The 19,988-nt window shown below is 72.7% G+C and carries 21 protein-coding genes; 19 read left to right on the top strand and 2 right to left on the bottom strand.

Annotation, left to right across the window (positions count from 1 at the left end):
* The first annotated feature begins 112 nt into the window (after positions 1–112).
* The 19 genes from infC (at position 113) to ACU4ZT_RS10435 (ending at position 18,596) form a co-directional block, all read left to right on the top strand.
* Positions 113–706, top strand: coding sequence for a translation initiation factor IF-3 (gene infC / locus ACU4ZT_RS10525; protein ID WP_081234801.1), 594 nt, complete (start codon positions 113–115; stop codon positions 704–706).
* Positions 699–893: a 50S ribosomal protein L35 gene (rpmI, locus tag ACU4ZT_RS10520; RefSeq protein WP_012298616.1), complete on the top strand. Its 195-nt coding sequence runs from the start codon at positions 699–701 to the stop codon at positions 891–893. The genes infC and rpmI overlap by 8 nt, the downstream gene beginning before the upstream one ends.
* Positions 894–940: 47 nt before the next feature.
* Positions 941–1,333, top strand: a complete 393-nt coding sequence (rplT, locus tag ACU4ZT_RS10515; protein ID WP_063070530.1) for a 50S ribosomal protein L20 — start codon at positions 941–943, stop codon at positions 1,331–1,333.
* Between the two features lie 62 nt (positions 1,334–1,395).
* The gene (locus ACU4ZT_RS10510) at positions 1,396–2,196 is read left to right on the top strand and encodes a TrmH family RNA methyltransferase (protein WP_063070529.1); all 801 of its coding nucleotides are present in this window, start codon (positions 1,396–1,398) and stop codon (positions 2,194–2,196) included.
* Positions 2,197–2,360: 164 nt separating this feature from the next.
* Entirely contained in the window at positions 2,361–3,149 is a 789-nt protein-coding gene (locus ACU4ZT_RS10505) for an amino acid ABC transporter ATP-binding protein (protein ID WP_063070528.1), read from the top strand.
* Between the two features lie 157 nt (positions 3,150–3,306).
* A complete protein-coding gene (locus ACU4ZT_RS10500; RefSeq protein WP_270981150.1) occupies positions 3,307–4,230 on the top strand; it encodes a glutamate ABC transporter substrate-binding protein in 924 nt (307 codons plus the stop codon).
* A gap of 117 nt (positions 4,231–4,347) precedes the next feature.
* On the top strand, positions 4,348–4,995 hold the full coding sequence (locus ACU4ZT_RS10495; protein ID WP_270981152.1) for an amino acid ABC transporter permease: 648 nt from the start codon (positions 4,348–4,350) through the stop codon (positions 4,993–4,995).
* Positions 4,992–5,816, top strand: coding sequence for an amino acid ABC transporter permease (locus tag ACU4ZT_RS10490; protein ID WP_063070525.1), 825 nt, complete (start codon positions 4,992–4,994; stop codon positions 5,814–5,816). Before ACU4ZT_RS10495 ends, ACU4ZT_RS10490 begins: the two co-directional genes overlap by 4 nt.
* 118 nt (positions 5,817–5,934) lie before the next feature.
* Positions 5,935–6,972 (top strand): phenylalanine--tRNA ligase subunit alpha, encoded by a 1,038-nt coding sequence (pheS, locus tag ACU4ZT_RS10485; protein WP_043584844.1) that lies wholly within the window; start codon positions 5,935–5,937, stop codon positions 6,970–6,972.
* Positions 6,973–6,974: 2 nt separating this feature from the next.
* Entirely contained in the window at positions 6,975–9,518 is a 2,544-nt protein-coding gene (gene pheT / locus ACU4ZT_RS10480) for a phenylalanine--tRNA ligase subunit beta (RefSeq protein WP_445337134.1), read from the top strand.
* Between the two features lie 121 nt (positions 9,519–9,639).
* Complete coding sequence (argC, locus tag ACU4ZT_RS10475) at positions 9,640–10,689, top strand: N-acetyl-gamma-glutamyl-phosphate reductase (RefSeq protein WP_445337133.1); 1,050 nt, start codon at positions 9,640–9,642, stop codon at positions 10,687–10,689.
* Positions 10,686–11,840 (top strand): bifunctional glutamate N-acetyltransferase/amino-acid acetyltransferase ArgJ, encoded by a 1,155-nt coding sequence (gene argJ, locus ACU4ZT_RS10470; protein WP_445337132.1) that lies wholly within the window; start codon positions 10,686–10,688, stop codon positions 11,838–11,840. Before argC ends, argJ begins: the two co-directional genes overlap by 4 nt.
* 23 nt (positions 11,841–11,863) lie before the next feature.
* Complete coding sequence (argB, locus tag ACU4ZT_RS10465; RefSeq protein WP_175345450.1) at positions 11,864–12,775, top strand: acetylglutamate kinase; 912 nt, start codon at positions 11,864–11,866, stop codon at positions 12,773–12,775.
* The gene (locus ACU4ZT_RS10460) at positions 12,772–13,989 is read left to right on the top strand and encodes an acetylornithine transaminase (RefSeq protein WP_270981155.1); all 1,218 of its coding nucleotides are present in this window, start codon (positions 12,772–12,774) and stop codon (positions 13,987–13,989) included. Before argB ends, ACU4ZT_RS10460 begins: the two co-directional genes overlap by 4 nt.
* Positions 13,990–14,131: 142 nt before the next feature.
* Positions 14,132–15,055 carry an ornithine carbamoyltransferase gene (gene argF, locus ACU4ZT_RS10455; RefSeq protein ID WP_063070519.1) on the top strand — a complete coding sequence of 308 codons (924 nt, stop codon included), beginning with the start codon at positions 14,132–14,134 and terminating at the stop codon, positions 15,053–15,055.
* Between the two features lie 45 nt (positions 15,056–15,100).
* Positions 15,101–16,354: an argininosuccinate synthase gene (locus ACU4ZT_RS10450; RefSeq protein ID WP_445337131.1), complete on the top strand. Its 1,254-nt coding sequence runs from the start codon at positions 15,101–15,103 to the stop codon at positions 16,352–16,354.
* Between the two features lie 4 nt (positions 16,355–16,358).
* Positions 16,359–17,840, top strand: a complete 1,482-nt coding sequence (argH, locus tag ACU4ZT_RS10445) for an argininosuccinate lyase (RefSeq protein ID WP_445337130.1) — start codon at positions 16,359–16,361, stop codon at positions 17,838–17,840.
* Complete coding sequence (locus ACU4ZT_RS10440) at positions 17,837–17,974, top strand: hypothetical protein (RefSeq protein WP_445337129.1); 138 nt, start codon at positions 17,837–17,839, stop codon at positions 17,972–17,974. The genes argH and ACU4ZT_RS10440 overlap by 4 nt, the downstream gene beginning before the upstream one ends.
* Positions 17,975–17,981: 7 nt before the next feature.
* Positions 17,982–18,596 (top strand): DNA-3-methyladenine glycosylase, encoded by a 615-nt coding sequence (locus ACU4ZT_RS10435; RefSeq protein ID WP_445337128.1) that lies wholly within the window; start codon positions 17,982–17,984, stop codon positions 18,594–18,596.
* A gap of 15 nt (positions 18,597–18,611) precedes the next feature.
* Here ACU4ZT_RS10435 and ACU4ZT_RS10430 read toward each other — a convergent pair whose 3' ends face one another.
* Both ACU4ZT_RS10430 and ACU4ZT_RS10425 read right to left on the bottom strand, forming a co-directional pair.
* Positions 18,612–19,211, bottom strand: a complete 600-nt coding sequence (locus ACU4ZT_RS10430) for a hypothetical protein (RefSeq protein ID WP_445337127.1) — start codon at positions 19,209–19,211, stop codon at positions 18,612–18,614.
* Positions 19,208–19,918 carry a DNA-binding protein gene (locus ACU4ZT_RS10425; protein WP_445337126.1) on the bottom strand — a complete coding sequence of 237 codons (711 nt, stop codon included), beginning with the start codon at positions 19,916–19,918 and terminating at the stop codon, positions 19,208–19,210. Before ACU4ZT_RS10425 ends, ACU4ZT_RS10430 begins: the two co-directional genes overlap by 4 nt.
* Between the last annotated feature and the right edge of the window lie 70 nt (positions 19,919–19,988).

Here is a 19,988-nt window from a genome sequence, read left to right as displayed (position 1 = left end):
GTGTTGCCGAGTACGACGCATCCGTCGCACCCTGGTGAAGAACTCTCCTCGTCTCGAATCCGAGCGGCTCACACGCCGCCGGGCCACCCGAAGACACGAATAGGAGCAGTCCATCAGCGATCCCCGTACCAACGATCGAATCCGAGTTCCTGAGGTTCGCCTCGTTGGCCCAGCAGGCGAGCAGGTCGGCGTCGTATCCATCGACGTCGCGCTGCGTCTCGCGCAGGAAGCCGACCTCGACCTCGTCGAGGTCGCGCCCAACTCCAAGCCCCCCGTGGCGAAGATCATGGACTACGGCAAGTTCAAGTACGAGGCCGCGCAGAAGGCCAAGGAAGCACGCCGCAACCAGGCGAACACCATCCTCAAGGAGGTGCGCTTCCGCCTGAAGATCGACAAGCACGACTACGAGACCAAGCGCAAGCGCGCCGAGGGCTTCCTCCAGGACGGCGACAAGGTCAAGGCCATGATCCTGTTCCGCGGCCGCGAGCAGTCGCGTCCCGACCAGGGCGTGCGCCTGCTCAAGATGTTCGCGGAGGACGTCGCCGAGTTCGGCAGCGTCGAGTCCACCCCCACGATCGACGGCCGGAACATGGTCATGGTCATCGGACCGCACAAGAACAAGTCCGAGGCCAAGGCCGAGGCCAACGCGAAGCGCGACGCCAACAAGGCGAGCGCACGAGAAGCGAGAGAAGAGAACAATGCCTAAGCAGAAGACCCACTCGGGTGCCAAGAAGCGTTTCAAGGTCACCGGCAGCGGCAAGATCATGAAGCAGCAGGCCGGCATGCGCCACAACCTCGAGGTCAAGTCCTCCAAGCGCAAGGCGCGACTCAACCAGGACCAGCCCCTGGCCAAGGCCGACATGAAGGTCGCCAAGAAGCTCCTCGGTCGCTAGACCCCCTCGTCGCCCGCGACACCTGAACTCGAATAGGAACAACTGAAATGGCAAGAGTCAAGAGGGCCGTCAACGCCCACAAGAAGCGTCGGGTCATCCTCGAGCGCGCCGCCGGTTACCGCGGCCAGCGCTCGCGCCTGTACCGCAAGGCCAAGGAGCAGGTCACCCACTCCCTCGTCTACGCGTACCGCGACCGCCGCGCCAAGAAGGGCGAGTTCCGCCGCCTCTGGATCCAGCGCATCAACGCCGCCGCCCGTGCGAACGGCCTGACGTACAACCGCCTCATCCAGGGCCTCTCGCTCGCCGGCGTCCAGGTCGACCGTCGCATCCTCGCGGACCTCGCGGTCCACGAGCCCGCGACCTTCGCCTCGCTCGTGCAGACGGCCAAGGCCGCCCTGCCCGCGAACACCTCGGCCCCCAAGGTCGCGGCGAACGCGTAGCGCATCCCGCCCCACCGCTGATGGCGCGTCCCCGTTCGGGGGCGCGCCATTAGTCTTGGGCCATGCTCGACAACCCCCGCTCCCCGCGCGTCCGAGGCGTCGCCAAGCTCGCGAAGCGGGATGCCCGTGCCGACACCGGCCTCTTCCTGCTCGAGGGTCCGCAGGCCGTGTCCGAGGCTCTCGCCTTCCGGCCCGACCTCGTCCTGGAGCTCTTCGCGACGCCCACGGCGCTCGACCGCTACCCGGATCTCGCGCGCGCGGTCCGCGAGTCGGAGGTCGAGGTCGAGTTCGTCACGGAGGACGTCATCGCGTCGATGGCGGACACCGTCACGCCGCAGGGCGTCGTGGGCGTGTGCCGGCAGTTCCCCACCTCGCTCAAGCAGATCCTCGGCGACGAGCCGCGCCTCATCGCGATCCTCGAGGAGGTGCGCGATCCCGGCAACGCGGGCACCATCATCCGCGCCGCCGACGCCGCCGGAGCCGACGCCGTGATCCTCACGGGCCGGTCGGTCGACCTCTACAACCCCAAGGTCGTGCGCGCCACGACGGGATCGCTGTTCCACCTGCCGGTCGCGATCATGCCCGAGCTCGACGCCGTGCTCGAGCGCGTGAAGGCCGCAGGTCTCCAGGTCCTCGCCGCCGATGTGAAGGGGGACGACCTCCTCGCCGAGCGCTCGTCGGGCGGCCTCGCCGCGCCCACCGCGTGGCTGTTCGGCAACGAGGCCCGCGGCCTCCAGGACGAGCACCTCGCGCTCGCGGACCGCGCCGTCGTCGTGCCGATCTACGGCCAGGCCGAGTCGATGAACCTCGCGACCGCCGCATCCGTGTGCCTCTACGAGTCGGCGTTCGCGCAGCGCGCCTGAGCCGGCGGCCCGACGGTCGGTGCCGCGGACGCCTGACGGCCGCGAGGTCTCCGACGGGCGGGTCCACCGGGCCTGATCGGCGGAAACGCGAGCGGCGCGTCACGATGGGGTGACGATGCCCCGGGGAAACGCGGACGAAACACCGTCATGGATATGGTGTTCGCATGGAGCAGAGCCCGACGGTGGACCCCGCCTCGCCCGCCGCAGCAGCGGTCGGCGAGCCCCTGGTCGTCGTATCCCACGTCAACAAGCACTTCGGGGACCTGCACGTCCTCAAGGACATCTCGACCACGGTCAACCGCGGCGAGGTCGTCGTCGTCATCGGCCCCAGCGGTTCCGGCAAGTCGACGCTGTGCCGCGCGATCAACCGGCTCGAGACCATCGACGACGGCACCATCACCATCGACGGCCAGGACCTCCCGTCCGAGGGCGCCGAGCTCGCACGCCTCCGCGCCGACGTGGGCATGGTCTTCCAGTCGTTCAACCTGTTCGCGCACAAGACCGTCCTCGAGAACGTGACCCTCGGGCCCATCAAGGTCCGCAAGAAGAGCAAGGCCGAGGCGGAGAAGCGGGCGATGGAGCTCCTCGACCGCGTCGGCGTCGCCAACCAGGCGCAGAAGATGCCCGCCCAGCTCTCCGGCGGCCAGCAGCAGCGCGTCGCGATCGCGCGCGCGCTCGCGATGGACCCGAAGCTGATCCTCCTCGACGAGCCCACCTCGGCGCTCGACCCCGAGATGATCACCGAGGTCCTCGACGTCATGGTCGGCCTCGCGAAGGACGGCATGACGATGGTGGTCGTCACCCACGAGATGGGCTTCGCCCGCAAGGCCGCGGACCGCGTGATCTTCATGGCCGATGGCGCCATCGAGGAGGACACCACCCCGCAGGCGTTCTTCGACGACCCGCAGAGCCCGCGCGCGCAGGACTTCCTCTCGAAGATCCTCGCCCACTGACGCGCGGGCGGGCCGCCCGAGCCGCCCGCCCGCCGCATCCGGACGCCGCCGAGGCAGGCGCGTCCGGGTGCCCGCACGACCCGCACCACGGCACGACCCGCACCACGCGCGACACGTCGCATCCGTCATCCACCTCACCAGCAGAGAAACGGGAACCATGAAGAACAGGAAACTGACCATCGCCGCGGCCGCCGCGATCGTCGTCGTCGCCCTCACGGGCTGCGGCGCCGCCGGCAGCGCGTCGAACGGCGGCATCGACGCCGGCACGAACGCGCCCGAGAACGGCGACGGCCCCTACAAGCTCGAGCTCGCGGAGAACCCCACGTTCGACGAGGGCACCACGATGGCGCGCCTCGCGGCCGCCGGCGAGATGAAGGTCGGCACGAAGTACGACCAGCCGCTCTTCGGCCTCGCGGGACTCGACGGCAAGCCCGCCGGATTCGACGTCGCCATCGCGGCGCTCGTCGCCAGCAAGATGGGCATCCCGTTCGACGGCATCAAGTTCACGGAGACGGTGTCCGCGAACCGCGAGCCCTTCATCCAGAACGGCTCGGTCGATGCGGTCGTCGCGACCTACACGATCAACGACAAGCGCAAGGAGGTCGTGGGCTTCGCGGGACCGTACTACGTCGCCGGCCAGGCGCTCATGGTGCTCGCGGACGACACGACCATCACGACCCCCGAGGACGTCCGCGGCAAGCAGGTCTGCTCCGTCGCCGGATCCACGCCCGCCGCGAACATCGAGGCGAAGTTCGGCGCGGTCGTCGTGCCCACCGACGTCTACAGCAAGTGCCTCGACCCGCTGCGCAACGGCCAGGTGTCCGCGGTCACGACCGACAACGTGATCCTCTCCGGCTTCATCGACCAGAACGAGGGCGAGTTCAAGCTCGTCGGCGACGGCGAGACCTTCACGGAGGAGCCCTACGGCATCGGCGTGGCCAAGGACGACCAGGCCTTCCGGACCTTCATCGACGACACGCTGCAGGAGGCCTACGACGACGGCACCTGGGCGCGCCTGTTCGAGGCGACGGCCGGCACGGTCATCGACACGCCGGAGCCCCCGGCGATCGACCGCTACTAGTCCCACCGGGCCCCGCGCGCGCCGACGCGCGCGCGGGGCCCTCCCTCGTCCGGGCGCCCGAGCGCCCGGATCCACCCGCCGTCCGGCCCGCCGGACGCATCATCCAGGAGGTGTGCCGTGGACGTGATCCTCGACAATCTCGACGTGTTCCTCCGGGGGTTCGGCGGCACGCTGCGCCTGCTCCTCACCACGGTGCTCTTCGCGCTCCCGCTCGGGGTCGTGATCGCCGCCATGAGGATCTCGCCCGTCGCGAGCCTCCGCGCCACCTCCACGGTGTATGTCGAGCTGCTGCGGAACACCCCGCTCCTGCTCGTCTTCACCTTCTTCAGCGTCGTGATCACGTCGATCTCGGGCGCGCTGCCGTTCATGACGGCCGCGGTGCTCGCGCTCACGCTCTACACGGCGCCGTTCTTCGCCGAGGCGATCCGCTCGGGCATCAACAGCGTGCCGGTCGGGCAGGCCGAGGCGGCGCGCAGCATCGGGCTCACGTTCTCGCAGACGCTCGGGCACGTGATCCTGCCGCAGGCGCTGCGCACGGTCGTGCCGCCGCTGATCAACGTGGTCATCGCGCTCACCAAGAACACGTCGATCGCCGGCGCCTACTTCATCTACGAGCTGTTCAACGTGGGCCGCGACGTCGCGAACGCCAACGGGAACGCGGTCGTCTGGGTGTTCGTGGGCGTCGCGTTCTTCTACCTCATCATCACGGTCCCGCTCGGTCAGCTGGCGGACCACCTCGAGAAGCGAGTGGCGGTCTCCCGATGAGCCAGGTCCTCTACGACGTCCCCGGCCCCCGCGCCCGCCGTCGCTCCCGCATCCTCTCCGTCGTCACCGGGGTCGTGCTCGTGGCCGTCCTGGCCTTCGCCGCCGTCAAGCTGCAGCAGGCCGGGCAGTTCAGCCCCGACATCTGGCTCGTGCTCAACGACCCGCTCGTCTGGGGCCTGCTGCTCAAGGGCCTCTGGGTGGTGCTGCAGTCCGCCGCGGTCGCCGCGGTGCTCGCGATCCTGCTCGGCATGGTGCTCGCGCTCCTCCGGATGAGCGAGCACCGGATCGTGCGCTACGCCGTCACCGTGGTGCTCGAGTTCTTCCGCGGCATGCCCGTGCTGCTGATGATGCTGTTCATCTACCTCATCTTCCCGATCGGCCCGTACTGGTCGGTCGTGACGGCGCTCACGCTCTACAACGGCGCGATCATCGGCGAGGCGCTCCGGTCCGGCATCCTCGGCCTCCCGCGCGGCCAGCGCGAGGCGGGCCTCGCCATCGGCCTGCGTCCGCTGCAGAACCGCCTGCTCGTCGAGTTCCCGCAGGCGTTCCGCACGATGCTGCCGATCATCGTCGCCCAGCTGGTGGTGCTCATCAAGGACACCGCGCTCGGCACGATCGTGAGCCTCGTGGGCCTCACCAAGCAGGGGGAGCTGATCCTCGAGGCCACGAGCCGCGACAACTCGCTGCCGATCTTCGTGGTCATGGTGGGGATGTACCTCGTGCTCAACCTCACGGTCTCGACCATCGCGCGTCGCCTCGCCCGCAAGCGCGGTCCGCGTGTCGCGAAGACCGTCGCGGTCGGGACCTCGCAGGGGGCGTAGGCCCTCCGCGGGGCGCTCCCCGCCTCCCGTCACGGGCCCGTCGCACGCACGCGGCGGGCCCGTCGCGCGTCCTCGTGAGGGCGGGTCGCGCCCCGTCCGATCGGTAGACTCGGGCCTCATGTCCGAACCCCAGATCTCCGAGGAGAGCGTCGCCTCCGCCGTGGACGAGGCGATGGCCGCGCTCGCCGCCACCACCGACTCCGCGTCGCTCGCCCAGGCGCGCTCCGCCCACATCGGCGAGGCGTCCCCGCTCGCCCGGCTGAACGGGTCGCTCCGGTCGCTGCCGCCCGCCGAGCGCAAGGACGCCGGCAAGCTCGTCGGCCAGTCGCGCGCCCGCGTAACGCAGGCGTTCCAGGCCCGCGAGGCCGAGATCCAGGAGCAGGAGGCCGCCGAGCGCCTCGTCGCCGAGGCCGTCGACGTCACCGCGCTGCCGAGCCGCTGGCGCGCCGGCGCCCGCCACCCTCTCACCATGCTCGAGGAGCGCATCGCCGACATCTTCGTCGGGATGGGCTGGCAGGTGAACGAGGGCCCGGAGCTCGAGAGCGAGTGGTTCAACTTCGACGCGCTCAACTTCCCGCCCGACCACCCGGCGCGCGCGATGCAGGACTCCTTCTACGTGGATCCGACCGACGCGCACCTGGTGCTCCGCACGCACACGTCGCCCGTGCAGATCCGCACGCTGCTCGCCGACGAGCTGCCGGTCTACACGATCGCGCAGGGCCGCACCTTCCGCAGCGACGAGCTCGACGCGACGCACACGCCCGCGTTCCGCCAGATCGAGGGCATCGCCATCGACCGCGGCCTCACCATGGCGCACCTGCGCGGCACGCTCGAGCACTTCGCGCGCTCCATGTTCGGCGAGGACGCGCGCATCCGGCTCCGCCCCAACTACTTCCCCTTCACCGAGCCGAGCGCCGAGATGGACGTCTGGCACCCGGCCGCCGCGGGCGGTCCCCGCTGGATCGAGTGGGGCGGCTGCGGCATGGTGAACCCGAACGTGCTGCGCTCCGCGGGCATCGACCCCGACGAGTACCAGGGCTTCGCGTTCGGCATGGGCACCGAGCGCACCCTCATGTTCCGCAACGACCTCTCCGACATGCGCGACATCGTCGAGGGCGACATCCGATTCGGCGCGCAGTTCGGGATGGTGGTGTAGTCGTGAGGATCCCGATCAGCTGGCTCGGCGAGCACGTCGAGCTCCCCGCGCAGGTCGTCCCCGAGGACGTCCACGCGGCGCTCGTGAAGGTGGGCCTCGAGGAGGAGGACGTGCACGCGTTCTCGATCTCGGGCCCCGTCGTCGTCGGGCAGGTGCTCGAGGCGACCCCCGAGCCCCAGACCAACGGCAAGACCATCAACTGGTGCCAGGTGCGCGTCGCGCCCGAGGGCGCCACGGCGGCCGACGGCGGGGAGGACGTGCGCGGCATCGTCTGCGGCGCGCACAACTTCGTGGTCGGCGACAAGGTCGTGGTGAGCCTGCCGGGCGCGGTGCTCCCCGGCCCGTTCCCCATCAGCGCGCGGAAGACGTACGGGCACGTGTCCGACGGCATGATCGCGTCGTCCCGGGAGCTCGGCCTCGGGGAGGAGCACGACGGCATCCTCGTCCTGTCCTCGCTCGGCCTCGACCCCGAGGTCGGCACGGACGCGCTCGCGCTCCTGCATCTCGACGACACCGCGGTGGAGGTCAACGTCACGCCCGACCGCGGGTATGCGTTCTCGATCCGCGGCATCGCCCGCGAGTACGCGCACGCCACGGGTGCCGCGTTCACCGACCCCGCGGACGCGCTCGCGCTGCTCGCGGCCGACGCGCCCGTCCAGGGCGTCGAGGTGCGCGTCGACGACGCCGCCCCGATCCGCGGACGCATCGGGGCCGAGGTCTTCGTCACGCGCGTGGTCTCCGGCCTCGACGTCTCCCGTCCCACCCCGCCGTGGATGGTCTCGCGGCTCACGCTGGCCGGCGTCCGGTCGATCTCGCTCGCGGTCGACGTGACGAACTACGTCATGCTCGAGCTCGGCCAGCCGATCCACGCCTACGACCTCGACCGGCTGCAGGGCGGCCTCGTGGTGCGTCGCGCCGCGGAGGGCGAGACGCTCGTGACCCTCGACGGGCGCGAGCGCGCGCTGCACGTCGAGGACCTCGTCATCGCCGACGACTCCGGGCCCGTCGGGCTCGCGGGCGTCATGGGCGGGGCATCCACCGAGGTCGGCGCGGGCACCACGCGCGCGCTGATCGAGGCGGCCGGCTTCGAGTCGGTGTCGATCGCGCGCACGGCCCGCCGGCACAAGCTGCCGAGCGAGGCGTCCAAGCGCTTCGAGCGCGGGGTCGACCCGGCGATCGCGCCGGCTGCCGCGGCGCGCGTCGTGCAGCTCCTCGAGGAGCTCGCGGGCGGGCACGCGGAGGGCCTCGGATCGGTCCTCGACACGAGCACGGCACCGGACGCCGTCGAGCTGCCGCTCGGCTACCCGGCGTCGCTCGTCGGCGTCGACTACACCGCCGACGAGGTGCGCCATGCGCTCGCCGACGTGGGCTGCGCGCTCGAGGAGCGCGACGGCGTCCTCCTCGTCACGCCGCCGACCTGGCGTCCCGACCTCCGGCACCGCGCGGACCTCGTGGAGGAGGTCGCGCGCATCGTCGGCTACGACCGCATCCCGGCCGTGCTGCCCGTCGCGCCGCCCGGCCGCGGCCTCACGGCGGCGCAGCGCCTCCGCCGGCAGGCATCCCTCGTGCTCGCCGCGAGCGGGCTGACCGAGGTCATGGGCTCGCCCTTCGCCTCCGAGGCGCAGAACGCGCGCTTCGGCGCCGCGGACCGCGACGACGCCCCCGCGGTCCGGCTCGCCAACCCGCTCGACGTCGCCTTCCCGCTGCTCCGGCGCTCGCTGCTGCCCGGGCTCGTCGACATCGCGCGGCGCAACCTGTCGCGCGGATCCACCGACCTCGCGCTCTTCGAGACCGGCACCGTGTTCCTGCCGTCGGCGGGCGTCGCGTACGGCTCGCCCGAGATGCCGCCCGGCGCCGCCCGCCCCGACGCGGAGACGCTCCGCGCGCTCGACGCGGGAATCCCGCCGCAGCCGCGCCACGTGGGCGTGCTGATCCTCGGCGACGCCGTGCCGAAGCAGCCGGGCACGCCCGCGCAGCGCGCCGGCCTCGTGGACGCGCTCGACGCGGTCCGCCAGCTCGCGCACGCGGTGGGCGTCGAGATCCGCTTCGAGCAGGGCGCGCACATCGCCCTGCACCCGGGGCGCACGGCCGCCGTCGAGGTCGTGACGTCCGACGGGCCCGTCATCGTCGGCTTCGCGGGGGAGTTGCTGCCCGCGCTCGCCGCGGAGCTCGACCTGCCGGAGCGCGTCGCGCTCGCCGAGGTCGACCTCGACCGGATCGTCGCGCTCGCCGGCGGCACCGTCGAGGTGCGCCCGCTCACGTCGATGCCCGTCGCCACGCAGGACCTCAGCCTGGTGGTGCCGCTCGAGATCCCCGCGGGGGACATCCTGGGCACGGTGGTCGAGGGGGCGGGCGAGCTGCTCGAGACCGCCCGACTCGTGGACGACTACCGCGGCCCGGGCGTGGAGGCGGGCACCCGCTCGCTCACGTTCGCGCTCCGCTTCCGGGCTCCCGACCGCACGCTTACCGCGGCCGAGGCCAGCGAGGCGCGCGACGGAGCCGTGCGGCTCGCCGCCGAGCGCTTCGGCGCCGCGCTCCGCGAGTAGCGGGCCGGCAGCGGCGTCGATCCGCGCGGGCGGGCTCCTCCCCAGGGAGGGCCCGCCCGCGCGTGCGTCCGGCGCCCGTCTCCCGGCAGGGCGCCCCCGGTACCGGCGCTAGGTTTGATGCATGTCATTCTCAGTCGCCGTCGCGGGCGCCAGCGGCTACGCGGGCGGGGAGCTCCTCCGCCTGCTCGCCGACCACCCGCAGCTCGAGGTCACGACGCTCACCGCCTTCCAGAACGCGGGCGAGCGGCTGCGGCAGGTGCATCCGCACCTCACCTCGTACGCCGACCGCACGTTCGTCGAGACGACCGCCGAGCAGCTCGCTGGCCACGACGTGGTCTTCCTCGCGCTGCCGCACGGCAAGTCCGGCGCCATCACGGCCGCGCTCGACGACTCCACGCTCGTGGTCGACTGCGGCGCCGACCACCGGCTCGTCGACGAGGCGGCGTGGGACGCCTTCTACGGCGGCGACTTCGCGGGTGCCTGGCCGTACGGCCTCCCCGAGCTGCTGCACGCCGAGGAGGGCGGCACCCAGCGCACGCGCCTCTCCGGCGTGAAGCGCATCGCGGTGCCCGGCTGCAACGTCACCGCCATCACGCTCGGGCTCCAGCCCGGCATCCGCGCAGGCGTCATCGAGCCCGAGGACATCGTCGCGGTCCTCGCGGTCGGCCCCTCCGGCGCCGGGCGCTCGCTCCGCACCAACCTGCTGGCGAGCGAGATCCTCGGATCCGCGAGCGCCTACGCGGTCGGCGGCACCCACCGGCACACCCCGGAGATCCGCCAGAACCTCGAGGCCGCGGGCGGCCGGCACGTGAGCGTCTCGTTCACGCCCGTGCTCGTGCCGATGGCGCGGGGGATCCTCGCCACGGCCACCGCGCGCCTCGCGCCCGGCGCCTCCGCGCACGACGTGCGCGCCGCGTGGGAGAGGGCGTACGCCGACGAGCCGTTCGTGCACCTGCTGCCCGAGGGGTCGTTCCCGAACGTGTCCGACGTCACGGGGTCGAACACCGCGCTCGTGGGCCTCGCGGTCGACGAGGCCGCCGGTCGCGTCGTCACGGTCACGGCCATCGACAACCTGGTCAAGGGCACGGCGGGCGCGGCCATCCAGTCGGCCAACATCGCGCTCGGGCTGCCCGAGCATCTCGGCCTCCCGGTGAACGGGGTCGCCCCGTGAGCGTCACCGCCGCACGCGGCTTCGTCGCGGCAGGGGTCGCGGCCGGCCTCAAGTCCACGGGCGCGCTCGACGTCGCCCTTGTCCGCAACACCGGCCCGTCGCAGGCGGCCGCCGCGGTCTTCACCAGCAACCGCTGCCAGGCGAACCCCATCCTCTGGTCGCGCCAGGTCATCGGCGACGGCCGGGTGAGCGCCGTCGTGCTCAACTCCGGCGGCGCCAACTGCTACACCGGGTCCCGCGGGTTCCAGGTCACGCACGCGACCGCCGAGGCGGTCGGCCGCGCGCTCGACGTCTCCAGCGGCGACGTGCTGGTCTGCAGCACGGGCCTCATCGGCGAGCAGCTCCCGCTCGACAAGCTCGAGGACGGCGTGGCCCGCGTGGCCGTCGCGCTCGGCGCGGGCGGCGGGGACGACGCGGCGCGGGCCATCATGACCACCGACACGAAGCCGAAGCAGTCGGCGCGGTCCTCCGACGCCGGCTGGACCGTGGGCGGCATGGCCAAGGGCGCGGGCATGCTCGCACCGGGCCTCGCGACGATGCTCGTCGTCATCACCACGGACGCCGACCTCGACGCCGCCCGGCTCGACGCCGCGCTGCGCGAGGCCACGCGGGTCACGTTCGACCGGCTCGACTCGGACGGCTGCATGTCCACCAACGACCAGGTCACGCTCCTGGCATCCGGTGCGTCCGGCCTCGTGCCCGACGTCGCGGAGTTCCAGGCCGCCCTCACGGCCGTGTGCGCCGACCTCGCCGAGCAGCTCCAGGCCGATGCCGAGGGCGCGTCCCATGACATCGCCATCGAGGTCGTGCACGCGGCGTCCGACGACGATGCCGTCGAGGTCGGCCGTGCGGTCGCGCGCAGCAACCTGTTCAAGGCCGCCGTCTTCGGCAACGACCCCAACTGGGGCCGCGTGCTCGCCGCGGTCGGCACCACGGGCGCCGCATTCGACCCCTACGGCATCGACGTCGCCATCAACGGCGTCGAGGTGTGCCGCGCGGGCGAGCCGCACGCGAGCCGCGACCTGGTCGACCTGCACCCGCGCGCCGTGCACGTGCTCATCGACCTGCACGCGGGCGACGCGACGGCGACCATCCTCACCAACGACCTCACGCACGACTACGTGCACGAGAACAGCGCGTACGCCAGCTGATGGCGGGCGCAGACGGGACGGACGTGACCGCCATCACGCAGGACGCCGCGGAGCGCGACCAGGCGCAGGCCGAGTCGAAGGCGGCGACGCTCATCGAGTCGCTGTCGTGGCTGCAGCGCTTCCACGACCGCATCGTGGTCGTGAAGTTCGGGGGCAACGCCATGGTCGACGAGGAGCTCACGCGCACCTTCGCGGAGGACGTCGTCTACCTCCGGTACGCCGGGCTCCGGCCGGTCGTCGTGCACGGCGGCGGCCCGCAGATCAGCGCGATGCTCACGCGCCTCGGCATCGAGAGCGAGTTCCGCGGGGGCTACCGCGTCACCACGCCCGAGGTGCTCGAGGTCGTGCGCATGGTGCTCACCGGGCAGGTCAGCCGCGACGTCGTGCGCGGTATCAACGCCCACGGCCCGCTGGCGGCCGCCGTCTCCGGCGAGGACGCGGGCCTGTTCACGGGCCGCCGTCGCGGTGCGGTCGTGGACGGCGTCGAGGTCGACCTCGGCCTCGTGGGCGACGTCGTCTCCGTCGACCCCACGGCCGTGCTCGCGCAGCTCGACGCCGGTCGCATCCCCGTCGTCTCGTCCATCGCGCCCGACGAGTCCGACCCGGCCGTCTCGCTCAACGTCAACGCGGACGCCGCCGCCGCCGCGCTCGCCGTGGCCCTCGGGGCCGAGAAGCTCGTCATCCTCACCGACGTCGCCGGCCTCTACCGCGACTGGCCCGACCGCGGATCGCTCGTCTCCGACATCCGAGCGGACGAGCTCCGCGCCCTGCTGCCCTCCCTCGAGTCGGGCATGATCCCGAAGATGGCCGCGTGCCTCGAGGCGGTCGACGGGGGAGTGCCCAAGGCCGCCATCATCGACGGCCGCATCCCGCACTCGATGCTCCTCGAGATCTTCACCACGAACGGAATCGGAACGGAGGTCGTGCCCGCATGACCACGACCCAGCCCGAGCGGCGCACCACGCAGACCGAGAGCGAGTGGTCCGACCGCTTCCAGGCCGCGATGATGCGCTCGTCCCCGCCGCCGCTCGCCATGCTCGTGCGCGGCGAGGGCTGCCGCGTGTGGGACTCGACCGGTCGCGAGTACCTCGACTTCCTCGCCGGCATCGCCGTCAACTCGCTCGGGCACGCGCACCCGGCGCTCATCCGCGCGGTCACCGAGCAGGTCTCGACGCTGGCGCACGTCTCCAACTACTTCGCCACGCCGCCGCAGATCGCGCTCGCCGAACGCCTCCGCCGGATCACGGGCGCGGGCGACACCGGCCGCGTCTACTTCGGCAACTCGGGTGCCGAGGCGAACGAGGCGGCCTTCAAGCTGGCGCGCCGCAACGGATCCGAGCGGCGCACGCGTGTCATCACGCTCCAGGGCTCGTTCCACGGCCGCACGATGGGCGCGCTCGCGCTCACCGGACAGCCCGCGCTGCAGGCGCCGTTCCTGCCGCTGCCCGGCGGCGTCGAGCACATCGCACCGACCCTCGAGGCGCTCGAGGCCGCGATCGACGACACCGTCCAGGCGCTCATCCTCGAGCCGATCCAGGGGGAGGCCGGCGTGGTCGACCTGCCTGCGGGCTTCCTCCGCCGCGCCCGGGAGCTCACGCGCGAGCACGGCGCGCTGCTCATCCTCGACGAGATCCAGACGGGCGTCGGCCGCACCGGCCGCTGGTTCGCCTACGAGCACGAGGGCGTGCGGCCGGACGCGGTCACCATCGCCAAGGGCATCGCGGGCGGCGTCCCCATCGGGGCGCTCGTGGCCTTCGACGCGGCGGCCGACCTCCTCCAGAAGGGCCAGCACGGATCCACGTTCGGCGGCAACCCGCTGGCCACCGCGGCCGGGGACGCCGTCCTCGCCGAGATTGAGGACGCCGGGCTCGTGGAGAACGCCGCGCGTCGGGGCGAGGAGATCCGCGCGGCCATCACCGGCCTCGACTCCCCGCTCATCGCCGAGGTCCGCGGACGCGGCCTCCTCATCGGCGTGGGCCTCCACCACGACGACGGCGGGCGCATCGCGGCCGCCGCGCTCGGCGAGGGGCTCATCATCAACGCCCCCAACGCGCGCAGCCTGCGCATCGCACCCCCGCTCATCGTCGGCGACGCGGAGGTGCGCGACTTCCGCGAGCGGTTCGGCCGCGCGCTGGCGCACCTGCGCTGATCGCGGGGGAGCGGGGCGGCCCGTTCCCTCCCCTGGTCGTCGGTCCGTCGGCGCCCCCGCGCGGGGCCGCTCCCGGACCGGACGGCCCCCGCACGTCCCCTAGGCTTGATCGATCCCGAGTCCCCCGAGAGCGAGCGATGCGATGACCCGCCACTTCCTGCGCGACGACGACCTGAGCCCGGCCGAGCAGGCCGAGGTGCTCGATCTGGCGATGCGGCTGAAGCGCGAGCGCTGGTCCGAGCGCCCCCTCGCGGGGCCGCAGACGGTCGCCGTCATCTTCGACAAGTCCTCGACCCGCACCCGCGTCTCGTTCGCCGTCGGCATCGCGGACCTCGGCGGCGTGCCGCTCATCATCAGCACCGCCAACAGCCAGCTGGGCGGCAAGGAGACCGCGAGCGACACCGCGCGCGTGCTCGAGCGCCAGGTCGCCGCCATCGTCTGGCGCACCTACGGCCAGGCGGGCCTCGAGGAGATGGCCGCGGGCACGACGGTCCCCGTCGTCAACGCGCTGTCCGACGACTTCCACCCCTGCCAGCTGCTGGCCGACCTGCTCACCATCCGGGAGCACCGCGGCGACCCCGCCGGCCAGACCCTCACCTTCCTCGGCGACGGCGCCTGCAACATGGCGCAGTCGTACCTCCTCGCGGGCGCCACCGCGGGCATGCACGTGCGCATCGCGGCGCCAGCCGGCTACGTGCCGTCGGAGTCCGTCGTGGCCGACGCCGAGCGCATCGCCGCGTCCACCGGCGGCTCCGTCCGGGTCCTCACGGATCCGGTCGAGGCCGTCACGGGCGCCGACGTCGTGGTCACCGACACCTGGGTGTCGATGGGCCGCGAGGAGGAGAAGGCCGTGCGGCTCGCCGAGCTCGGCGCGTACCAGGTCACGACCGAGCTGATGGCGCACGCGGTCGACGACGCGATCTTCCTGCACTGCCTCCCCGCCGACCGCGAGTACGAGGTGGCCTCCGAGGTCATCGACGGCCCGCGCTCGGTGGTCTGGGACGAGGCGGAGAACCGCCTCCACGCCCAGAAGGCCCTGCTCGTCTGGCTCCTGCGCCAGGCGTAGCGCCCGCACACCTCAGACATCTCAGCAACGGAAACGGAGAACGGCATGGCCGAACGCGTGGTACTGGCATATTCCGGCGGACTCGACACCTCGGTCGGCATCGGCTGGCTCAAGGACGCGACCGGCAAGGAGGTCGTGGCCCTCGCGGTCGACGTCGGACAGGGCGGCGAGGACATGGAGGTCATCCGGCAGCGCGCCCTCGACTGCGGCGCGGTCGAGGCCGTGGTCGTGGATGCGAAGGACGAGTTCGCGGACGACTACATCGTCCCCGCGCTCAAGGCCAACGCGCTGTACCAGAAGCGCTACCCGCTGGTCTCGGGCCTCAGCCGCCCCCTGATCGCCAAGCACCTCGCCCGCGTCGCCCACGAGCTCGGCGCGAACAGCGTCGCGCACGGCTGCACCGGCAAGGGCAACGACCAGGTGCGCTTCGAGGCCGCCGTCGCCGCTCTCGCGCCCGACCTCACCTCCATCGCGCCCGTCCGCGACCTCGCCCTCACGCGCGACAAGGCCATCGTCTACGCGAACGAGCACGACCTGCCCATCGAGCAGAGCAAGAAGAGCCCGTACTCGATCGACAAGAACGTGTGGGGCCGCGCGGTCGAGACGGGCTTCCTCGAGGACCCGTGGAACGGCCCCATCGAGGACCTCTACGAGTACACGCAGGACCCCGACGTGCTGCGGGACGCGACCGAGGTCACCATCACGTTCGAGGCCGGCGTCCCCGTCGCCATCGACGGCGTGCGCTACTCGCCGCTGCGCATCGTGCAGGAGCTGAACGCGGCCGCTGGCGCCCACGGCATCGGCCGCATCGACGTGGTGGAGGACCGCCTCGTCGGCATCAAGAGCCGCGAGGTCTACGAGGCCCCCGCCGCCATGACGCTCATCGAGGCGCACGAGGAGCTCGAGTCCCTCACCATCGAGCGCGACCTCGGCCGCTACAAGCGGGGCGTCGAGAAGGACTGGGCGAACCTCGTCTACGACGGCCTGTGGTTCTCCGGCCTCAAGCGCTCGCTCGATGCGTTCATCGAGGACTCGCAGCGCCACGTCTCGGGCGACATCCGCATGACGCTCCGCGGAGGCCGCGCGGTCGTCACCGGCCGCCGCAGCGACACGAGCCTCTACGACTTCGACCTCGCGACGTACGACACCGGCGACACGTTCGACCAGTCGCTGTCCAAGGGGTTCATCGAGCTGTGGAGCCTGCCGAGCAAGATCTCGGCGCGCCGCGACCTCGCCGTGGAGCAGGCGGCGCTGGGCGCCGACGACGCGGCATCCTCGTCCGCGCCCGCCGCGGAGTAGCCGCATGACCGAGAGCACGGATCCGTCCTCCCGGGCCGGCGAGGCGGGCGCCCTCTGGGGCGGTCGCTTCGACGGCGGTCCGTCGCCCGAGCTCGTCGCGCTCAGCCGGTCGACGCACTTCGACTGGCAGCTGGCGCCGTACGACATCGCCGGATCCCGGGCGCACGCCCGTGCTCTCGCGTCGGCCGGCTACCTGTCGGACGCCGAGCGGCACGCCATGCTGCAGGCGCTCGACACCCTGGAGGACCGTGTGCGCTCGGGGACGCTCGTCGCATCCGACGCGGATGAGGACGTCCACGGCGCCCTCGAGCGCGGCCTGATGGACATCGCCGGTCCCGAGCTCGGCGGCAAGCTCCGCGCCGGCCGGAGCCGCAACGACCAGATCGCGACCCTCGTGCGCATGTACCTCCGCGACCACGCGGCGACCATCCACGCGATGCTCGTCCAGCTGGTGGATGCGCTGGCCGCGCAGGCGGAGGCGGCGGGCGGCGCGATCATGCCCGGCCGCACGCACCTGCAGCACGCGCAGCCCGTGCTCCTCGCGCACCACCTGCTCGCGCACTGCTGGCCGCTCGTGCGCGACCTCGAGCGTCTCGCCGACTGGGACGCGCGCGCCGACGTGTCGCCCTACGGATCCGGGGCCCTCGCCGGGAGCACCCTCGGTCTCGACGCCGGTGCGGTCGCCCGCGACCTCGGCTTCGCGCGCAGCTCCGAGAACTCGATCGACGGCACGGCCAGCCGTGACGTGGTGGCCGAGTTCGCGTTCGTGCTCGCCCAGGTCGGCATCGACCTCTCGCGGCTGAGCGAGGAGATCATCCTCTGGAACACGCGCGAGTTCGGCTTCGTCACCCTGAGCGACTCGTACTCGACCGGGTCGTCGATCATGCCGCAGAAGAAGAACCCCGACATCGCCGAGCTCGCGCGCGGCAAGTCCGGGCGGCTCATCGGCAACCTCGCGGGGCTCCTCGCCACGCTCAAGGGCCTCCCGCTCGCGTACAACCGCGACCTGCAGGAGGACAAGGAGCCGGTCTTCGACTCGGTGCAGACCCTCGAGGTGCTGCTGCCGGCGTTCACCGGCATGATCGCGACGCTGCGCTTCGATGTCGACCGCATGGCCGAGCTCGCGCCGCAGGGGTTCTCGCTCGCGACCGACGTCGCCGAGTGGCTCGTCAAGCACCGCGTGGCGTTCCGCGACGCCCACGAGATCACGGGCGAGCTCGTGAAGCTGGCCGAATCCCGCGGCGTCGGCCTGGAGGAGCTCTCCGACGACGACCTGCGGGGTGTCTCGCCGCACCTCGTGCCCGAGGTCCGCGAGGTGCTCGTCATCGAGGGATCCGTGGCGAGCCGCGACGGCGTGGGCGGCACCGCGCGCGTGCGCGTCGACGAGCAGCGCGCCGAGCTGGTGCGCCGCGTCGCCGAGCTGCGCTCCCGTGCGGATGCGGCGGCCGAGCGTCGGGCGACGGCCTCGGGGAGCGCGTCCGCATGACGCTCTCGAACGGCGGGCGCCCGGGGCGCTCGGAGCCGCGCCACCGCTGGCTGCTGCCGCTCGTGGTGGGCGTGGCGGTCGCGGTGCTCGTCTTCGTCGTGGTCGTCGCGAGCCTCAACGGCGAGCTGCTCTGATCCGCGCGTGAGCGACCTCGCGTTCCTCGCCGGCGATGCGGTCGAGGTGGCACCCGGACTGCTGGGCGCGGTGCTGTCGCGCGACTCGGAGGAGGGCCGCGTCTCCGTCCGCCTCACCGAGGTGGAGGCGTACCGCGGCGTCGGCGAGGATCCCGGATCGCACTCGTTCCGGGGGAAGCGGGCCCGGAACGCGACGATGTTCGGTCCGGCGGGCCGGCTCTACGCGTACTTCACGTACGGGATGCACACGTGCGCGAACGTCGTCTGCGGGCCCGAGGGCACCAGCACGGGCGTCCTGCTCCGCGCCGGCGAGATCATCGAGGGCGCGGAAATCGCGCGGACCCGCCGGGGTGCGGCCGTCCGCGACCGCGATCTCGCGCGTGGTCCCGCCCGTCTGGCGGTGGCGCTCGGCATCCCGCTCGCGGACGACGGGGCGCCCCTCGACGCGCCGCCCTACGCCCTGGTCCTCCCCGATGCCCCGCTCGCGCTCCCGGCCCAGGGCCCGCGCGTCGGGGTGTCGGGACCCGGCGGATCGGGCGAGCTCTTCCCCTGGCGGTTCTGGATCCCGGGCGATGCCACGGTCTCGCCGTACCGTGCGCACGTGGCGAGGGTGCGCCGGTGAGCCGTGCGGGCCGCCTCAGCGGACGATGAGCACGACGGCCGCGCAGCTCGCCGCCCACAGCCAGCTGACGAGCGTGCCGATGATGAAGCGCTCGCGCGCCTCCGCCGCCTCGCCCAGCTCGCTGAACCGGCCGACCCCCTTGATGGCGATGACGACCGCGAGCGCCTCGGGGTAGCCCGCGAGGATCACGACCACGACGGCGAGCCGCTCGAGCATGCCGATGGTCGCGCCTCCGCGCAGCACCTCGCGGGTGGGGCGGCGCAGCGCCGACGGGTCGTCCTCGTGACCCCGCGGAGCGACGAGGATCCCGCCGAACGCGCCCGGCGGCACGGATCCGCGCGTCGCGAGCGCGAGCACCACGGTCGACGCGCTTCCGCCGCCCAGCACCGCGAGCACGATCGCGGCGATCCCGAGGTAGCCCACGACGAGCGGCGATGCCGGACCGAGTAGCGCGAGCCCCAGCACGAGCGCGGCGGCGAGCGCTCCGGCCGAGGCCGCGACCGGGCCCGTGCGCGGTGCGCGCGCGGACAGGATCGCCAGCACGAGGCTCGCGGTGACGAGCAGGCAGAGGCCGATCCAGGCCGTCACCTCGGCGGGCGAGCCCACGGGGATCACGCGTGGCCTCCGGCGACGGGCGCGCCCGGATCCGCGGCTGTCGCGCCCGCGTCCAGGTGCGCGAGCAGCGCTTCGAGCCCCGGGACGGCGGCGCGTTCGGCGCGCCACCCGCTGGTGCGCAGCCGCGTGCTCACCGCCTGCGGGGTGATCCCGAGCGCCGCGGCGACGTCGCGCTGCGTGCCGCCGCGCGCCATGCGGTCGACGACGTCCCAGCCCTGGGGTGTGCGCCGGTCGCGGGTGAGCAGCAGGAGGGTGATGAGCGCCTCGACCTCGTCGGGCCCGGGGAGGTCGCCGGTCGGGGTGACGGTCGCGCTGCCGCCCGGCGCGGCGTCGACGGCTCCACGGGGGGAGCCGCCGGACGGCTCCACCGCGAGCGCGAACCGGGTCGGGCTGCGCTTCGCCGCGACCACGGCCGCCCGGGCGGCGATGAAGGCCGGGCCCGTGGCCTCGCGCGTGGCACGGGGGAGGGGCGTGCGCACCCCGCCGATGCCGAGCCCCACGCTCCAGCGCCCGGCCCGCGTGAGCGACAGCACGATGTCGAGCGCGGTGGCGGCGTCGGCGACGAGCGCCTGCACCTCGTCGCCGGACGTGCGGTCGACCGGGAGCACGAGCCTCCCGTCGTAGCGCTCGGCCAGGTCGTCGCGCATGGTGCCCGCGCGGTCGACGTCGCGGCGGCTCGACTTCTGGTCGGCGGTGATGGCGAACACGGGACCCCCTCCACGTCGGCGGAGATGCCGGCGCACGTCAAGGCTAAGCACTTGATCTCCCCCGATCAAG

It is taken from the genome of Clavibacter davisi (genome assembly GCF_052751415.1).
The sequence above is the reverse complement of the archived record's forward strand: the minus strand, read 5'-3'. Positions and strand labels throughout refer to the sequence as shown.

Coding starts and splice junctions, on each gene's coding strand:
- ACU4ZT_RS10460 (WP_270981155.1), top strand. CDS start 12,772: ATGACCACGACCCAGCCCGAGCGGCGCACCACGCAGACCGAGAGCGAG.
- ACU4ZT_RS10440 (WP_445337129.1), top strand. CDS start 17,837: ATGACGCTCTCGAACGGCGGGCGCCCGGGGCGCTCGGAGCCGCGCCAC.
- argC (WP_445337133.1), top strand. CDS start 9,640: ATGTCATTCTCAGTCGCCGTCGCGGGCGCCAGCGGCTACGCGGGCGGG.
- argF (WP_063070519.1), top strand. CDS start 14,132: ATGACCCGCCACTTCCTGCGCGACGACGACCTGAGCCCGGCCGAGCAG.
- pheS (WP_043584844.1), top strand. CDS start 5,935: ATGTCCGAACCCCAGATCTCCGAGGAGAGCGTCGCCTCCGCCGTGGAC.
- ACU4ZT_RS10510 (WP_063070529.1), top strand. CDS start 1,396: ATGCTCGACAACCCCCGCTCCCCGCGCGTCCGAGGCGTCGCCAAGCTC.
- ACU4ZT_RS10505 (WP_063070528.1), top strand. CDS start 2,361: ATGGAGCAGAGCCCGACGGTGGACCCCGCCTCGCCCGCCGCAGCAGCG.
- ACU4ZT_RS10450 (WP_445337131.1), top strand. CDS start 15,101: ATGGCCGAACGCGTGGTACTGGCATATTCCGGCGGACTCGACACCTCG.
- rplT (WP_063070530.1), top strand. CDS start 941: ATGGCAAGAGTCAAGAGGGCCGTCAACGCCCACAAGAAGCGTCGGGTC.
- rpmI (WP_012298616.1), top strand. CDS start 699: ATGCCTAAGCAGAAGACCCACTCGGGTGCCAAGAAGCGTTTCAAGGTC.
- ACU4ZT_RS10500 (WP_270981150.1), top strand. CDS start 3,307: ATGAAGAACAGGAAACTGACCATCGCCGCGGCCGCCGCGATCGTCGTC.
- argH (WP_445337130.1), top strand. CDS start 16,359: ATGACCGAGAGCACGGATCCGTCCTCCCGGGCCGGCGAGGCGGGCGCC.
- ACU4ZT_RS10490 (WP_063070525.1), top strand. CDS start 4,992: ATGAGCCAGGTCCTCTACGACGTCCCCGGCCCCCGCGCCCGCCGTCGC.